Source organism: Polynucleobacter sp. AP-Kolm-20A-A1, from assembly GCF_018688315.1.
In the GTDB taxonomy this organism is placed as follows: domain Bacteria; phylum Pseudomonadota; class Gammaproteobacteria; order Burkholderiales; family Burkholderiaceae; genus Polynucleobacter.
On the sequence record NZ_CP061315.1, the window covers coordinates 1,781,155 to 1,796,324 of the forward strand.

The 15,170-nt window shown below is 46.7% G+C and carries 17 protein-coding genes and 1 tRNA gene; 8 read left to right on the forward strand and 10 right to left on the reverse strand.

The window, feature by feature from the left end; translation table 11 throughout:
• The first annotated feature begins 18 nt into the window (after positions 1-18).
• The 6 genes from C2745_RS08860 to pth all read left to right on the forward strand — a co-directional run bounded on the left by C2745_RS08860 (position 19) and on the right by pth (position 4,973).
• Positions 19-1,506, forward strand: a complete 1,488-nt coding sequence (locus C2745_RS08860) for an outer membrane lipoprotein LolB (RefSeq protein WP_215384236.1) — start codon at positions 19-21, stop codon at positions 1,504-1,506.
• Positions 1,499-2,389, forward strand: coding sequence for a 4-(cytidine 5'-diphospho)-2-C-methyl-D-erythritol kinase (ispE, locus tag C2745_RS08865; protein WP_215384237.1), 891 nt, complete (start codon positions 1,499-1,501; stop codon positions 2,387-2,389). The genes C2745_RS08860 and ispE overlap by 8 nt, the downstream gene beginning before the upstream one ends.
• A 5-nt stretch (positions 2,390-2,394) precedes the next feature.
• Positions 2,395-2,471 (forward strand) — tRNA-Gln (locus tag C2745_RS08870).
• A 54-nt stretch (positions 2,472-2,525) separates the two neighbouring features.
• On the forward strand, positions 2,526-3,491 hold the full coding sequence (locus C2745_RS08875) for a ribose-phosphate pyrophosphokinase (protein ID WP_371742986.1): 966 nt from the start codon (positions 2,526-2,528) through the stop codon (positions 3,489-3,491).
• 135 nt (positions 3,492-3,626) lie between these two features.
• A complete protein-coding gene (locus C2745_RS08880; protein ID WP_215384238.1) occupies positions 3,627-4,271 on the forward strand; it encodes a 50S ribosomal protein L25/general stress protein Ctc in 645 nt (214 codons plus the stop codon).
• Between the two features lie 111 nt (positions 4,272-4,382).
• Complete coding sequence (gene pth, locus C2745_RS08885; RefSeq protein WP_215384239.1) at positions 4,383-4,973, forward strand: aminoacyl-tRNA hydrolase; 591 nt, start codon at positions 4,383-4,385, stop codon at positions 4,971-4,973.
• Positions 4,974-4,990: 17 nt separating this feature from the next.
• Here the strand turns inward: pth and C2745_RS08890 are convergent, their stop codons facing one another.
• Genes C2745_RS08890 through C2745_RS08910 form a run of 5 tightly spaced genes read right to left on the reverse strand, consistent with a single transcriptional unit; the run spans position 4,991 to position 9,122 of the window.
• Entirely contained in the window at positions 4,991-5,257 is a 267-nt protein-coding gene (locus C2745_RS08890) for a YfhL family 4Fe-4S dicluster ferredoxin (protein ID WP_215384240.1), read from the reverse strand.
• Between the two features lie 16 nt (positions 5,258-5,273).
• Positions 5,274-5,771, reverse strand: coding sequence for a pantetheine-phosphate adenylyltransferase (gene coaD / locus C2745_RS08895; protein WP_215384241.1), 498 nt, complete (start codon positions 5,769-5,771; stop codon positions 5,274-5,276).
• 36 nt (positions 5,772-5,807) lie between these two features.
• Positions 5,808-6,446, reverse strand: coding sequence for a 16S rRNA (guanine(966)-N(2))-methyltransferase RsmD (gene rsmD, locus C2745_RS08900; protein WP_251368322.1), 639 nt, complete (start codon positions 6,444-6,446; stop codon positions 5,808-5,810).
• On the reverse strand, positions 6,418-7,755 hold the full coding sequence (locus C2745_RS08905) for a pitrilysin family protein (RefSeq protein ID WP_215384242.1): 1,338 nt from the start codon (positions 7,753-7,755) through the stop codon (positions 6,418-6,420). Before C2745_RS08905 ends, rsmD begins: the two co-directional genes overlap by 29 nt.
• Positions 7,755-9,122, reverse strand: coding sequence for a pitrilysin family protein (locus C2745_RS08910; RefSeq protein WP_215384243.1), 1,368 nt, complete (start codon positions 9,120-9,122; stop codon positions 7,755-7,757). The genes C2745_RS08905 and C2745_RS08910 overlap by 1 nt, the downstream gene beginning before the upstream one ends.
• Before the next feature lie 63 nt (positions 9,123-9,185).
• Between C2745_RS08910 and ftsY the strand changes: the two genes are divergently transcribed.
• Positions 9,186-10,076, forward strand: a complete 891-nt coding sequence (gene ftsY / locus C2745_RS08915) for a signal recognition particle-docking protein FtsY (RefSeq protein ID WP_215384244.1) — start codon at positions 9,186-9,188, stop codon at positions 10,074-10,076.
• A 93-nt stretch (positions 10,077-10,169) separates the two neighbouring features.
• On the forward strand, positions 10,170-11,093 hold the full coding sequence (rpoH, locus tag C2745_RS08920) for an RNA polymerase sigma factor RpoH (RefSeq protein WP_215384245.1): 924 nt from the start codon (positions 10,170-10,172) through the stop codon (positions 11,091-11,093).
• An 18-nt stretch (positions 11,094-11,111) separates the two neighbouring features.
• Here rpoH and C2745_RS08925 read toward each other — a convergent pair whose 3' ends face one another.
• The 5 genes from C2745_RS08925 to C2745_RS08945 are packed head-to-tail and all read right to left on the reverse strand — an operon-like array spanning position 11,112 to position 15,161.
• Positions 11,112-11,696, reverse strand: coding sequence for an SCO family protein (locus C2745_RS08925; RefSeq protein ID WP_215384246.1), 585 nt, complete (start codon positions 11,694-11,696; stop codon positions 11,112-11,114).
• 6 nt (positions 11,697-11,702) lie between these two features.
• A complete protein-coding gene (cyoE, locus tag C2745_RS08930; RefSeq protein ID WP_215384247.1) occupies positions 11,703-12,596 on the reverse strand; it encodes a heme o synthase in 894 nt (297 codons plus the stop codon).
• Positions 12,597-12,598: 2 nt separating this feature from the next.
• On the reverse strand, positions 12,599-13,720 hold the full coding sequence (locus C2745_RS08935; RefSeq protein WP_215384248.1) for a heme A synthase: 1,122 nt from the start codon (positions 13,718-13,720) through the stop codon (positions 12,599-12,601).
• Entirely contained in the window at positions 13,720-14,376 is a 657-nt protein-coding gene (locus C2745_RS08940; RefSeq protein WP_215384249.1) for a hypothetical protein, read from the reverse strand. The genes C2745_RS08935 and C2745_RS08940 overlap by 1 nt, the downstream gene beginning before the upstream one ends.
• Entirely contained in the window at positions 14,373-15,161 is a 789-nt protein-coding gene (locus tag C2745_RS08945; RefSeq protein ID WP_251368324.1) for an SURF1 family protein, read from the reverse strand. The genes C2745_RS08940 and C2745_RS08945 overlap by 4 nt, the downstream gene beginning before the upstream one ends.
• Positions 15,162-15,170 lie beyond the last annotated feature (9 nt).

Genomic DNA, 15,170 nt, shown 5'->3' on the forward strand with positions numbered 1-15,170 from the left:
GCGGATTAGAATGTGCTTATGAGCAAATTCCTACTCAAACCCTTTTTGAAGGCATTAGCCTTTGCAACGCTTGCTGGGGGTGCCTTCTTGTCCGCGCCCGCTCACGCCCAGACGAATGGCATCCAGTCAGGCGAAGCGATCTTTGAGGTGCTTGCGTCCGAGATTGCACTGCAACGGGGTGAAGCAGGCCTGGCGTACAACACCTATATGGAAATGGCGCGCCAATATCAAGATCCGAGACTGGCACAGCGGGCAATGGAAATTGCGATTGCGGGTGGATCTCCGGACCTAGCTTTACATGCCGCCAAGAGCTGGGATGAACTCTCCCCGCCCAATCAAACCAAACCTAAAGAAGTGCTGATTACTCTTCTTATTTTAAGTAATCGCTGGAACGATGCCGTTAAGCCAGCGATCGCATTACTGCGTCAGCAAAATCCAGCGCAACAAGAAAATACCCTCTTGCAATTGCAGGCGCTGCTTGCAAAGGCGAAAGATGAGTCAGAGGCAATGCGCGCATTCTATGAAATTTCCTCCACAGCAAAACCTCAGCCTAAAGATTTAGGCCTGCTGTATACCTATGCTATGTCTGCTGAAAAAGCAGGCCACATTGATGTCATGGAAAAAACACTGCGTGAAATTTTGCGTAGAAATCCAAATGATGCGAATTCTCTTAATGCATTAGGTTATTCATTGGCAGATCGCAACCTCAAATTACCAGAGGCATTTGCACTCATCAGCAAAGCACACCAACTCTCTCCAAAAGATGCATTCATTTTGGATAGCTTGGGCTGGGTCAATTTCCGTATGGGGAAAAATACGCTTGCATTAGAGCAACTACAGCAAGCATTTTCTATGAAGCCGGAAGCAGATATTGCCGCGCATGTCGGAGAAGTGTTGTGGGCGATGAACCGTCGCAGTGAAGCTGAAGAGATGTGGCACCAAGGTCAAAAAATAGACGCCAACAACGCCACATTAAGAGAAACTCTGCAACGCCTTAAGCCTGACTGGTCAAACACGAATCAAGCCGCTAGCGGCGCATGGGATGGTCGTTTTGCCGTGAAAGTTACTGGGCTTACAGACAGTCAGAACCAAGGTGGATCTGGTGGCTTTAGCTTAACGCAAGAATCTTTAAAAGACATTCTAGAAATTCGCAATCCAATGGGTGGCTCTATTGCAAAAATCATCATTACGCCAGGCGAAGCAACACTTGAACGCGATGGTCAAGTGGTCACTGCAGTAGATGCAGATACCTTAGTGCAAAACACGCTTGGTCTACCGTTGCCAGCCCGCGGTCTGTCAAACTGGTTAAGAGGTGAAACACGAGCGGGCAGTGAAGCAAGTGTTGAACGAAATGCCAAAGGACAAGTTAGTAAAATTAATCAAGATGGTTGGAGTTTGGCTTACATCTGGAGTAACTCCAATCGCCTAGAAAAACTCACCATGACTCGTAGCTCCAATATTGGGTCTATTGATATTCGCTTGGTATTTGATCATCCGAATGAGTAATGAAAATATAAAATCGGATTACCTATCACTCCGCTCTCCAGCGAAGCTCAATCTATTTCTGCACATTGTTGGTCGCAAACCAGATGGCTACCATTTACTGCAGTCTGTTTTTCAACTGATTGACTGGTGTGACACGATTACCTTAAAACCCATTTCACCAAATGAAGTGCGTCGAATAAATCCAATTCCCGGTCTTTTATCAAAAGATGATTTGGTGGTGCGCGCAGCAAATCTATTAAAAGATTTTTGCAAGATAGATGCCGGCGTTGAAATTGATGTAAAAAAAGAAATTCCAATGGGCGCCGGCATGGGAGGCGGATCCTCGGATGCTGCCACCACCCTAATTGGTCTTAATGTCCTTTGGAATCTCAAGCTCGATAAAGAAGCCCTTTGTAATCTGGGTTTAAAACTTGGGGCGGATGTGCCATTTTTCATTTTTGGCCAAAATGCATTTGTAGAGGGTATTGGCGAGAAGATTCAAGAAATTTCCCTTGAAAAACGTGACTTTTTGGTTATTTTCCCCAATCAGGGCATTCCTACCGTAAGCATTTTTCAAGACCCTGAATTGACCCGAGATCACGCTCAGATTACAATTGATGGCTTTCTTGCATCGTCATGGTCGGATCTAACGAATGATTGTCAGGCTGTAGCGATGCGGATTTGTCCTGAAGTGAAGCAAGCTTTGGATTGGATTACCCAGGCAGTACCGGGCTCAGCGCCCAGAATGTCTGGCTCTGGAAGTAGCGTTTTTGCTGTCTTAGACCCTAAGACCGACACCGCGAAACTAGAAAATCTTTTACAAAATCTTCCTAAAGGATGGGTAGGTCGGGTTGTTCGGGGGCTAAATAAAAATCCCGCTTACAATTTGATTTCTTCAGATTGACCTGTAGGGGAATCGCCAAGCTGGTTAAGGCACTGGATTTTGATTCCAGCATGCGAAGGTTCGAATCCTTCTTCCCCTGCCAAATACTGTAGAAACGACAAAGATAACCTTTTGACCCCTCAATACCCTTAAGACTATGTCCTCCATAAACGCTGATTTACTGACACTTTTCACAGGCAACGCAAATCCCGTTTTGGCTGAGGCTGTAGCCAAAGAACTCAAACTCCCAATGGGGAAAGCCTTTGTTGGCCGCTTCTCTGATGGTGAGATCCAAGTAGAAATTCAAGAAAACGTCCGCGGCAAAAATGTCGTAGTCATTCAATCAACCTGTGCGCCAACAAACGACAGCTTGATGGAACTCATGATCATGATTGATGCCCTTAAACGAGCATCTGCAAGCCGCATAACCGCAGTGATTCCTTACTTCGGTTACGCCCGTCAAGACCGTCGCCCTCGCTCTGCCCGCGTTGCCATCTCTGCCCGCATTGTGGCAAACATGCTGCAATCGGTAGCAGGTATTGAGCGCGTGCTGACCATGGATCTTCATGCAGACCAAATTCAGGGCTTTTTCGATATTCCAGTAGACAACATCTACGCTTCCCCAGTGCTATTGGCTGACCTGCAGGCTCAGAAGACTCAAAAAGACCTCATCATCGTCTCTCCTGATATTGGTGGCGTAGTGCGCGCCCGTGCGATGGCCAAGCAATTGGGCACCGATTTGGCAATTATTGATAAACGTCGCCCTAAAGCAAACGTCTCCGAAGTAATGCACTTAATCGGTGAAGTAGAAGGCCGTCATTGCGTGATCATGGACGACATCATCGATACCGGCGGAACCCTCTGTAAAGCCGCTGAGGCGCTTAAAGAGCGTGGTGCTAAGGGCGTTACCGCATACTGTACTCACGCCGTGCTCTCAGGCGGTGCTGTGGCCCGTATTGCCGCCTCCGAACTGGATGAGTTGGTTGTAACGGACACCATTCCCCTGACCCCAGAGGCAATGAAAGTCGCCAAAATTCGTCAATTGACTGTAGCCCCCCTGTTGGCCGAGACTCTCTCGCGCATCAGCAAAGGCGACTCAGTCATGTCCATGTTCGCCGAATAAGCCAAAAACGCTGTTTTACCCCGCTTTTTGGCAGTTCAAAGCCTTTTCTAGGCAAAAACACCCTTTCCCACGATATAATCGAAGGCTTTTCTGTTTGGTCGCGAACGGAAATTAACCTTAACTAGGGAATTTATTATGAAAGTAGTAGCTTTTGAAAGAAGCGTACAGGGAACGGGTGCGAGCCGCCGTCTGCGCAATGCCGGAAAAACTCCAGGCATCGTTTACGGTAGTAAAGATCCAGCCTTGGTCATTGAGTTAGACCATAACGCGTTATTCCATGCTCTCCGCAAGGAAGCGTTCCACTCATCCATTTTGGATTTGGAAATTGGCGGCAAAACACAAAAAGTGTTGTTGCGCGATTACCAAATGCATCCATTTAAGCCATTGGTATTGCACATTGACTTCCAGCGCGTATCCGCGACTGAGAAAGTTCATATGCGCGTTCCATTGCACTTCACAAACGCTGACACTTCAGACGCAGTGAAATTGCAAGGCGCAGTTGTTAGCCACATCGCTACTGAACTCGAAGTGTCTTGCTTACCTGCAGACTTGCCAGAGTTCATTGAAGTGGACTTGCAGAAAATTGAAGTGGGTCACTCTATTCACGCTAAAGACATCGCATTGCCAAAAGGTGTTAGCTTGGTATTGCATGTTGAGCAAGAGAACCCAGTGCTTGCAAACGCACGTATCCCAGCAGTTAAGGCTGCTGAGCCTACAGATGCGCCTGCAGCACCAGCTGCTGCAGCTCCTGCTGCTGAAGCACCAAAGGATAAAGCTTAATTATTTAGCTAGATCGCTTGTACTAGAAGGCCTGCGCAAGCGGGCCTTTTTTATTGCCACAAGTTTTCATTCTTTTTTGGCGAAATACTTTTATATCTTTAAACTCTCGATATGACTAAATTAATTGTTGGCCTAGGCAATCCTGGAGATGAGCACGAAGAAGATCGGCACAATGCTGGCTTCTGGTTCGTTGACGCGCTAGCAAAACAATTAAACACTCGCTTTGAAACTGAAAAACGCTTCCATGGAAAAGTTGCAAAAGCGAAGTGGGAAGGTGAAGAACTCTTTCTACTCAAGCCAAGCACTTATATGAATCTCAGTGGACAAGCTGTTGGTGCTCTATGTCGCTTTCACAAAATTACACCTGCAGATATTTTGGTAGTTCAAGATGAGCTTGATCTCAAGCCCGGGACTGCTCGCCTAAAGCTAGGCGGGGGCACTGGTGGTCACAATGGTCTCAAAGATATTCAGGCGCATTTAAGCACTCCGGATTACTGGCGTTTACGCCTTGGTATTGGTCACCCTAGAGATTTGGCTGGCGAAGGACGGCCTATGGATGTTGCTGATTATGTTTTAAGAAGACCCCAATTGGCCGAGCAAAAACTGATTGATGCCAGCATTGAAAACAGCTTGCAAAGCTTGCCGATCTTCTTAAAGGGCGACACCCAAACCGCGATGATGGAGCTGCACTCCAAGGGCTAACAAAGTAAAGCGCTCAGTTAAGCTGGATTTGCTTTTTTGATAGCGGTGAGTTGACGGTATTTAGCCATCAACTGATCTTGGGATTCCACAAATTCTGGATTAAAAGGGATGCAATCCACCGGGCAGACTTGACGGCACTGGGGAGCGTCATAGTGCCCAACGCATTCAGTGCATTTGCCTGGATCAATCTCGTAAATCTCAAGACCCATATAAATCGCATCATTCGGACATTCAGGCTCACACACATCACAGTTGATGCATTCGTCCGTAATCATTAAGGCCATGCTTTACTCGCTAGCCTTATTCTTTATTCTGAGCGCCAGAAGCGATCTTCTCTACCAACCATTTTTCAACGGATGGGAATACAAACTTGCTAACGTCTCCGCCCATAGAGGCAATCTCACGTACAAAGGTGCCAGAGATAAATTGATATTGATCTGATGGCGTTAAAAACAAGGTCTCAACATCTGGCAATAAGTAACGGTTCATGCCGGCCATTTGAAATTCATATTCGAAGTCAGAGACTGCGCGCAAACCACGCACAATCACGCGCGCATTATGCTCACGTGCAAAATCTTTTAACAAACCAGAAAATCCAACAACTTTAACGTTGGAGTAATGACCGAGCACTTCTTTCGCAATATCAATACGCTCTTGCAATGTAAAAAATGGGCGCTTGCTACGGCTATCAGCCACACCCACAATTAACTCCTTAAAAATGCTGGATGCGCGGCGAACCAAATCCTCGTGCCCACGGGTAAATGGATCAAATGTTCCTGGATATACAGCGACAGTCATAACTCTCCTAAGGCTTTATCAGCTACAGGCAAGAGTTTAGCCCCTTCCACCCCGAAATAGACAGGCTTTTACCTGGCCAGCCTCTAAGTATTTTCCACAATGCCAGCCCGGCAGAAGGGCCTCTACCTCCTCACGCGCACGACTAGAGGGAAATTCAACATAAATACCACCCCCAGCAGAATCGTCACATACTCTGCCCGCCTCAATGACCACTTGATCAAATAGGTTGACCTCCTGAAAAGGGGGATCAATAAAAATTAAGTTGCTGGAATGATCCGCCTGTTGTTTTAGATACTCCAAACTATCTCTATGCAGCATCTCAACGATTCCAGAGGCAGGCGAAGACTGCAATAACGCAAAATTTGTTTTTAGGTTTGCATGGGCCTTTTTATCTTTTTCTAACAACACTACTAAATCAGCACCTCTTGAAGCCGCCTCAAAACCCAAGGCGCCGGTTCCCGCAAAAAGATCAAGGCAACGCAATCCAGTTAAATCTTGCCCAAGCCAGTTGAATAATGTTTCTCGAATACGATCCGTGGTGGGACGTAAACCTGGAAGATCAATTACAGTCAGTAAGCGACTGCGCCAATTACCACCAATGATACGAATCTTTTTAGGCGGCTCAGTCTTTGAGCTCTTGATAGGCTTATTTATTTTGGGCTCCCAACACAACAATCTTCATGCGATCCATTGCAAGATATTTTTGGAAAGCGGCTTTTACTTGCTCCAAAGTCACCGCCTCAACTTGCTTAGTCCAAATCTCCATCGTATCGAGCGGCAAATTATTCCAAGCAATCGATGAAACGTTATCAAGCAACTTGCGATTGTTATCAATTCGCAATGGATAACCATTCACTAGATTTGCTTTGGCAGCAAGCATCTCTGTTGGAGTGGGGCCATCAGTAATAAATTGCGCAATGGTAGAACTCATCACATCAAGTGCCAAGGCAGCTTGATCACTCTTGGTCTGCAGGCCAGCCTGAAAAATACCTGTGTCTTTTCCGGGGGCAAAGTAACTAAACACGCTATATGCCAAGCCCCGTTTTTCACGCACCTCTGACATTAAGCGAGATACAAAACCACCACCTCCCAAGATGTAATTACCCACCAATAAGGGAAAGTAATCGGGGTTGTTACGTGTCACCGCCGTCATACCCATAGCAATATGAGCTTGCTGTGAATCAAAAGGAATTTGAATCTCTCTCTGGCTTAATGGCTCAACAGGTGATCGCATGAACTCCGGAAGACTGGCAATAGGTGCGCCTGATTGTGGGATCTGCTTGAGTAAGGCCCGCACAATTTCATTGGCTTGAGCACGATCAACATCACCAACAATGCTCACGATCATACGATCGCCACGATAAAACTGTTTGTGAAACTGCGTTAAATCCGCAGCACTAACCGCAGCAACAGTCTTCACGGTTGGGGCATTAGCTAATGGGTAGCCTCCATAAACTGATTTTTTAAAGCGTCGCTCAAGAACAAATTCCGGCTTGGTTTCAGCCTCAAGCAAGCTTGTAATAGTTCTCTGTTTTTCACGTTCAACAATTTTGGGGTCATACGTTGGCGCACTCAACATTGCAGATGCCAGTTGTACCGCTCTATCACGCAAATCTTTTCTACTTAAGCTGCGAATGCGCAAAATCGTGCGCTCATCACCCACTGATAAACCTATATTGGCACCTAAATCTGCGATTTCATCGGCAATTTGTGCCTCGGTTAAGGGGCCCTCACTGCCTCGCGCCCCATAATGCATAAGGCCTGCAGCCATATCGGCAAGCCCGTTTTTACCCAAAGGATCATATCGATCTCCAGCATCAATACTGATCTCAATATCCACCATAGGCAAAGCCTTGGTTTGTACTAAATAAGCTTTTGCGCCTTTATAAGAATCTAGCGGCTCAATCGGCAAGATTGCATGAGCGAAGCCCGCGTAAGCAAAAGCCGTCCAAAACATCAAAGCACATTTATTGAGAGCTTTCATTATTTGCTCTCCTTACTTGCAGCGGATTTACGCGCTTGAGGATCTAAAACAGCAATTGTTAAGCCCGCATCTACTAGATACTTTTTCGCAACTGCCTGCACTTGTTCTGGCGTGATGGTTTGCATCTTCTCCAACATATAGTCAATGTCTTTCCAAGAAAACCCCGCCATCTCAGTGCTGCCAATTTCCATCGCCTGGCCGAAGATGGAATCACGCTTATAAATTTGGTCAGACAGAATGCGCACCTTTATTCGCTTAAGCTCAGACTCCAAGATCCCTTTTTGCTTTAGCTCATCGAGCGCTTTACGAATACTTGCTTGTGCTTGCTCAACGGTTTTTCCCTTAGCCATCGTCGCGCTAATTAAAAATAACTCAGGCCCACGGGAGATCATGTCGTAGCCCACACCAACGTCATTTACTACCTTTTCCTGTTTAACGAGTGTGCGATTTAGGCGGGCATTGTCATAACCATCCAGAACTGCTGTCAACAACTCCAAGGCATAGGGCTCAACATCATCCAGCCTGCCAGGCTCAAGGCGTGGGACTTTCCATGCCATAGCCAATTGAGCGCTATCTGCCGGGGCCTTTACCTGCACCTGTTTGATACCTTTTTGAGGAGGCTCTATTTGGGGCTTACGAATGGGCAACTCATGTGCAGCAATTGCGCCGTAGTATTTTTGTACCGCACTCAGAATTTGCTTGGGCTCAACATCGCCACTAATCACTACTGTTGCATTGTTAGGCTTGTACCAACTACGATACCAATCACGCGCATCAGAAGCAGTCATATTTTGCAGATCATTCATCCAACCGACTACTGGATGGCGATAGGGAGAGCTCATAAATGCAGTTGCCATCAACGATTCATTGAGAAGGCTGCTTGGGTTATCTTCCGTCCGTAGACGACGCTCCTCCATCACCACCTGGATTTCTTTTGAGAATTCCGCATCATCAAAATTGAGGTTAGACATGCGATCTGCCTCAAGCTTCATAACCTCTTCTAGCTTTGATTTTTCAACTTGCTGAAAGTACGCAGTGTAGTCGCGCGAAGTAAACGCATTTTCGCGCCCACCTACCGCAGCCACTAAACGCGAGAATTCCCCGGCCTTTACCTTATGAGTTCCTTTGAACATCATGTGTTCTAGTACATGGGCAACGCCAGTTCGGCCGTTTGTCTCATCCATGGATCCCGCGCGATACCAAACCATATGGGCTACCGTTGGAGCGCGATGATCTTCTCTCACAATCAATTTGAGGCCGTTACTCAATTGATATTCGTGTGTATCTGGAGAATCACCAGTAGCTGCCCAGGATATTTGGGCAAATAGGATGAATAAGAAGGAAATTCGAAGTAAATTGGAAAGCATCTGCTAAATCACCATACCTTAAGAATTAAATTGATAAGATGCATGTTTTAAATTGTATCGATTATGTTCGGCTTACGTAAAACCCTAGGATCCCTTTTTAAATCAAGCAAAGTTGATGAAGCTTGGTTTGATCATTTAGAAGAATCACTGATTCAAAGTGATGTGGGTCTACCTACGACTGAACAACTCATCAACAAGTTACGCAAAGCAGCAAAATCTGAAAAAGCTTCAAGCCCTGAAGAGTTGCAAGCGCTCCTTATTCAAGAAGTAAGCTCACTTCTCGCAGCCATTGAGCCTTCGCCAAACCCCCTCTTTATAAGCCAGAAAGCCAATACACCAGAGGTATGGTTGGTTGTAGGGGTAAACGGCGCAGGTAAGACAACAACGATAGGTAAGCTTTGCAAACTCTTTCAGTCTCAAGGTAAATCGATTCTCTTGGCCGCTGGCGATACCTTTAGAGCTGCCGCCCGCAACCAATTGCAAGAATGGGGTGGTCGCAATCAGGTAGACGTTATCACCCAAGATGGTGGTGATGCCGCTGCAGTTGCGCATGACGCTATTCATGCAGCGGTTTCTCGTAAAAATGACATTCTCATTATTGATACCGCAGGCCGTCTTGCCACGCAGGACAACCTGATGGAAGAGCTGAAGAAGGTAAAGCGCGTGATCGGCAAAGCACTCCCTGGTGCGCCACACCACACTCTGCTTGTTTTGGATGGCAACACAGGGCAAAACGGCTTAAGCCAGGTCAAAGCCTTTCATGCTGCCCTGGGCCTAACTGGGATCATCGTTACCAAGCTGGATGGGACTGCCAAGGGCGGTGTTATCTGCGCCCTTGCCCACACCCTACAAGATGGTCCAAAACCCGCTGTGCTAGCCCTAGGAAAGGGCGAAAAAATTGATGATTTAGCCCCCTTTACAGCAGGGCAATATTCATTCGAATTATTCAATTAAATCAATAACTTACATTGCTTTAAAACCATTAGCACTCTCTTGACAAGAGTGCTAAAATAGACTTCTATTAACACCTCATATTTATAAGAAAAAATGGTTCAAAAGAAATCTGACAAACCGAGCATGCAAACACTGCCAGTCGCGCAGACTGCAGCGGCGTCTGCATTTCCAATGCTGCCAACTCTTGGGGTTGGCACTCTCGATTCCTATATTGCGTACGTTAATCGCGTGCCAATGCTCAGCGCTGCTGAAGAGTTACATCTTGCGCAGGAATTTCGTCGCACTGAAAATGTTGATGCCGCTAAAACTCTAGTGCTCTCACATTTACGCCTAGTGGTTTCTGTTGCTCGCCAATATCTTGGCTACGGTATTCCACACGCTGACTTAATTCAAGAAGGCAATATTGGCTTGATGAAAGCTGTTAAACGCTATGATCCAAACAATGGTGCGCGTTTAGTGTCTTATGCAATTCACTGGATCAAGGCAGAAATTCATGAGTACATTCTCAAGAATTGGCGCTTAGTTAAAACAGCAACCACTAAAGCGCAACGCAAATTATTCTTTAACTTGCGCAGCAATAAACCTACATTAAGCGCACTTACTCCGAGTGAAGTAGAAGCTTTGGCTAAAGCACTCGATGTAAAGGGTTCTGACGTTAAAGAAATGGAAATGCGTCTTGCTGGTGGTGATGTTGCGCTTGAAGGCGACGATGGCGATGATGATGCGGCTTACGCACCCATTCAATGGCTAGCCGATAACACTCAAGAGCCAACTGCTCGCATTGCTAGTGCTGAGGCTGATGCCTTGCAAGGCCCTAAACTCGATCAAGCCCTGATGGCTTTGGACGAGCGCAGCCGCGATATCGTTCAGTCTCGTTGGCTGGCAATGGATGCCGAAGGCAATGGCACTAAAACATTGCATGATCTTGCCGCTGAATACGGCATTTCTGCAGAGCGTGTCCGCCAAATCGAAACCGCTGCCCTCAAAAAAATGCGTGGCCTGCTACAAGCAGCCTAAGCAGCGCAGCACTTTCTCTTACTTTAGCAATTCTTTCAAGTCATGTGCCAAGGTCTCAGGGCCTTGAGCGTGCTTGATATATAAACGCAAACGTCCCTCGGGATCAAAAGCGTAGCTACCAGCGGTGTGGTCCATCGTGTAAGTGCCTGGCTTAGTACCTGGAACTTTCTTGTAGTAAATCTTAAAGTCTTTAGTGACTTTCTCCAAAGCAGCCTCATCCGCAGGACGAAGACCTAAGAAGCGCGGATCAAATGCAGGAACATACTGCTTGAGAATTTCAGCAGTGTCTCGCTCGGGATCAACCGTTACAAAAAGTACCTGGACTTTATCCGACTGAGGACCCATCAGCGCCATCACTTGCTGCATCTCTGTCAGCGTTGTTGGACAAATATCAGGGCACTGGGTGTAGCCAAAGAACATCACCACCACTTTGCCCTTAAAGTCTGCCAGAGTTCTTACCTTGCCATCTGGATCAAGCAAGCTAAAGTCCTTGCCAAAGGCAGTGCTGCCAGTGATATCAATGTTTTTGAATTCTGGCTTTGGGCTACAAGCTGTCAACACAACACATAGTGCTGCCAAAAGAATAAAGCGCAGAAATTTCATAGGTTCTCAGAGAAAATAGTGGTCTACCAATAGCGCTGCAAAAAGTAGCGATAAATAGGTAATCGAAAAGCGGAAAGTTTTCTTGGCTAAAGCATCGCTGTAAGAAATGAATAGCGCAACTACATAAGCCAAAAATAGTAAACCCAAAATAATTGCAGACACCAAATACACAATGCCGCTCATGCCATAGATGTAAGGCAACAAAGTAGCTGCGATCAAAATTAAGGTATAGAGAACGATATTCAATAAAGTAAAGCGCTCTCCATGGGTTACCGGCAGCATTGGAAGACCAGATTGCACATAGTCATCACGACGATACAAAGCAAGCGCCCAAAAATGTGGTGGCGTCCATACAAAAATAATCAGCACCAATAGCCACGCTTCAGCAGAAAGCGTATTAGTTACTGCGGCCCAACCAAGAGCTGGCGGCATTGCACCAGATAAACCGCCAATCACGATATTTTGTGGCGTTGCAGGCTTAAGCAACCAGGTGTAAATCACCGCATACCCAACAAAGGTAGCAAGGGTTAACCACATCGTTAAAGGGTTGCAGAAATTCCACAAAATAATCATCCCGAGCGAACCCAAAACGATAGAAAAAATAACGATATGAAATGGTGTCACTTCACCCGTTGCTGAAGGGCGCCAAGCGGTACGCTTCATCTTGGCATCGACTGCCTGCTCGATCAAACAATTAACCGCAAATGCAGCGCCGGCCAACAGCCAGATACCCACGATGCCACCTAAGAGCACCGGATATGGAACCATCCCAGGGGTCGCCAAGAACATGCCAATCACAGCGCAAAAGACGGCGAGCTGAGTCACTCTGGGCTTAGTTAACACCCAGTATTGACGCCAACGTGGCATAGCCACTGGTGTAGTTGTTTGAGGAGTACTCATATTTATGCCATCTTCTTTTGAATGAAAGGCTTCCAAGAAGCCCAATGGCTCATTCTGACTAAACAGAATACCAAAGCAGCGGAGCCACCGGTATGCAATAAAGCGGCCAATAAAGGCCACTGGAAAATCACATTAGAAATGCCTGTAATCAACTGCAGCAAGAGTAAGCCCAACAAAAGCTTAGCTACCTGACCAAGGCTAGATAACACTGGGGTAGCAAGCTGGAGAGCCCTCCAACCTAAGGCCCCAAGTACAACTAAAACCACCATAGCAAAGAGACGGTGCGCCCAATGGATGGTCTGTAACGCAAGCGGTGAAATGAATTCGCCTTGAGCGTTTAAACCCAATTGACGCCAAAGCGTAAAGCCTTCGCTCCAATTTGTTTCAGGCCATGCACTGCCCAAACATGTCGGGAAGTCGGGACATGCCAAGACTGCGTAATTCGTACTCACCCAGGCACCTAAAAAAACCTGAATAAATAAAACAAAGAAAGATAAAGTTAAAAGTTGCGCCGAAAGTGGTCGAACTCGGATAGAGCGAATCGCTGAAGACTTACTCTCCCACGACTGTTGGGCATAAGCCGTTAAACAAGCCAACAACAATAGAGCCAACATCAAATGAATAGTGACAATGATCGGTTGTAATTTCAGGGTAACGGTCCAGGCACCAAAAGCACCCTGAACACAAACTAAAGCCAATAATCCGAAACTACCCAGCAAAGGATTTTTTCCAAGGGGCTTTAGCTTCGCGAAGGCCATGCCCACTTGAACCAAAATTAATGCCCCTACCGTCATAGCCAAATAACGGTGGATCATTTCGATCCAAGCCTTAATTACCGTCACAGGCCCTGTAGGCAAGGCGCTCTCAGCCTGCTGTATGTCACTAAGCGCATGGAAAGGATTGGAGGTGCCATAACACCCAGGCCAATCAGGACAGCCTAAACCTGAATCAGTTAAGCGGGTAAAGGCGCCAAACACAATCAGATCAAAAGTCATAAAGACCAATACCCAATTGAGTTTTTGGAAAAAGCTATAGCCCGGTTTTCTCCAGAGATAGAGTAGCGGAAGGCCAGCAAAAACAATTGCAATTGCAGCTAGCTCTAAAAATAAAAACAAACTCGGCATTACAGGTTCTCGCCCTTGTGATTTAGCTTCAAAAGTTTTTCCAAGTCTTTCTTCATACTCGAAAATTCTTTTGGAGAATTTGTCACAGGGAAATACATCATCTTGGCAGGGCTTGGATCAATTAACTGGATCTGTTGACCAGCGCCCTCTTTATTTAACCAAGCCTCAAATTCAGCTTTGAGTTTGGGATCCGATGGAGGTGCAACCACCTTAAGACCCGCTACCTTTTCGTCATAAATCTTGATGACTTCAGGATCGACAGGCTTGCCATCGGTATTGACCCAGATAAGCTGTAAGCGTCCACTTTCTCTGCCCATAGCAACTCTCGTCTGACGCATCAAAAAGAGCGCCTCAATACATTTCTCATCTTTGATTTGGCACTCTCCGGCCGGGCGAGCAATCAAAAGCGTCCACTTACCTTTCACTGGTGCCTCAAGCCATGCGACATTGAAATCTTGAGCTGGATACACCAGCGTGCCAAGATTGGTTTTGCCGCCTGCTGGCTTAATCACATAGTATGCAAAATAAGAGGCTATGACTGGAGAGGCGCAAGCCAGCAATAACAAAAGCATCTGTATGCGGCCACGACGAGTACGCGCATTAATAGCTGATGCATCTATCTGAGACGCCGGAATTAATAACTCTTTATCACTCACTCTTGATCCCTATTCACAAATCCACGACGTTTATATTGCCGCAGACCACTGACTAACCAAAATACAAATCCAGCAAAAGCCAAGGCAAACCACTGGAATGCATAAGCATAATGGCGATCGACCCCAGTTGTCAGAGGGGCCCAATCGCGGAGTAAGCCATCTTCTACGCCGGCCTCAACCTCCCGCAAGATAAATGGGCTTTGCAACCAGCCATGCAGCTTACCTTCTGCAACTAAATCAAAGTTTTGTTCAATTTTGGGTTTGCTTACATCAGCAGAAATCTTGCTTCCACCCAATTCATACACCTTACCAGGATGAGAAAATACGATGCCCTCAACATTGATCACCTTATTGGGCGTTTGGACGGGCGGCAGGGTTTCACGATTGTTGTTATTCCGCGGCGCCCAGCCTCGGTTGACCCAAAGGACCTCTTCCTTGCCCTCAAGTCGCAAAGGCATCAAGAGATAAAAACCTGACTGCGCAGTATTGCTGCCTGCGGGGGGAATGGGTCTTGGTCGGTTATCCAACCAAATAGCCGCCTCAGTGATGTACTGGCCACGTGCAATCATGCGGCGTTCAGCGGCCTCTTCCAAGGTCCAAGGGCCTGCATTCGCACTAAGAATAGGCATTTGTTGTCGAGCCAGTAAATTAGCGGCCAAGGCAATTTTGGTCTCGGCTCTACCCAGCTGCCAAATGCCAGCGCCACAGCCAATCGCAATGACCAGCAAGGCTGATACAGTAGCAACTATGCGCTTAGCAATGAGGGCGGTAAACAGACTATTCAAGAGATTTAA

Coding starts and splice junctions, on each gene's coding strand:
- C2745_RS08860 (WP_215384236.1), top strand. CDS start 19: ATGAGCAAATTCCTACTCAAACCCTTTTTGAAGGCATTAGCCTTTGCA.
- ispE (WP_215384237.1), top strand. CDS start 1,499: ATGAGTAATGAAAATATAAAATCGGATTACCTATCACTCCGCTCTCCA.
- C2745_RS08875 (WP_371742986.1), top strand. CDS start 2,526: ATGTCCTCCATAAACGCTGATTTACTGACACTTTTCACAGGCAACGCA.
- C2745_RS08880 (WP_215384238.1), top strand. CDS start 3,627: ATGAAAGTAGTAGCTTTTGAAAGAAGCGTACAGGGAACGGGTGCGAGC.
- pth (WP_215384239.1), top strand. CDS start 4,383: ATGACTAAATTAATTGTTGGCCTAGGCAATCCTGGAGATGAGCACGAA.
- C2745_RS08890 (WP_215384240.1), bottom strand. CDS start 5,257: ATGGCCTTAATGATTACGGACGAATGCATCAACTGTGATGTGTGTGAG.
- coaD (WP_215384241.1), bottom strand. CDS start 5,771: ATGACTGTCGCTGTATATCCAGGAACATTTGATCCATTTACCCGTGGG.
- C2745_RS08905 (WP_215384242.1), bottom strand. CDS start 7,755: ATGAAAGCTCTCAATAAATGTGCTTTGATGTTTTGGACGGCTTTTGCT.
- C2745_RS08910 (WP_215384243.1), bottom strand. CDS start 9,122: ATGCTTTCCAATTTACTTCGAATTTCCTTCTTATTCATCCTATTTGCC.
- ftsY (WP_215384244.1), top strand. CDS start 9,186: ATGTTCGGCTTACGTAAAACCCTAGGATCCCTTTTTAAATCAAGCAAA.
- rpoH (WP_215384245.1), top strand. CDS start 10,170: ATGGTTCAAAAGAAATCTGACAAACCGAGCATGCAAACACTGCCAGTC.
- C2745_RS08925 (WP_215384246.1), bottom strand. CDS start 11,696: ATGAAATTTCTGCGCTTTATTCTTTTGGCAGCACTATGTGTTGTGTTG.
- cyoE (WP_215384247.1), bottom strand. CDS start 12,596: ATGAGTACTCCTCAAACAACTACACCAGTGGCTATGCCACGTTGGCGT.
- C2745_RS08935 (WP_215384248.1), bottom strand. CDS start 13,720: ATGCCGAGTTTGTTTTTATTTTTAGAGCTAGCTGCAATTGCAATTGTT.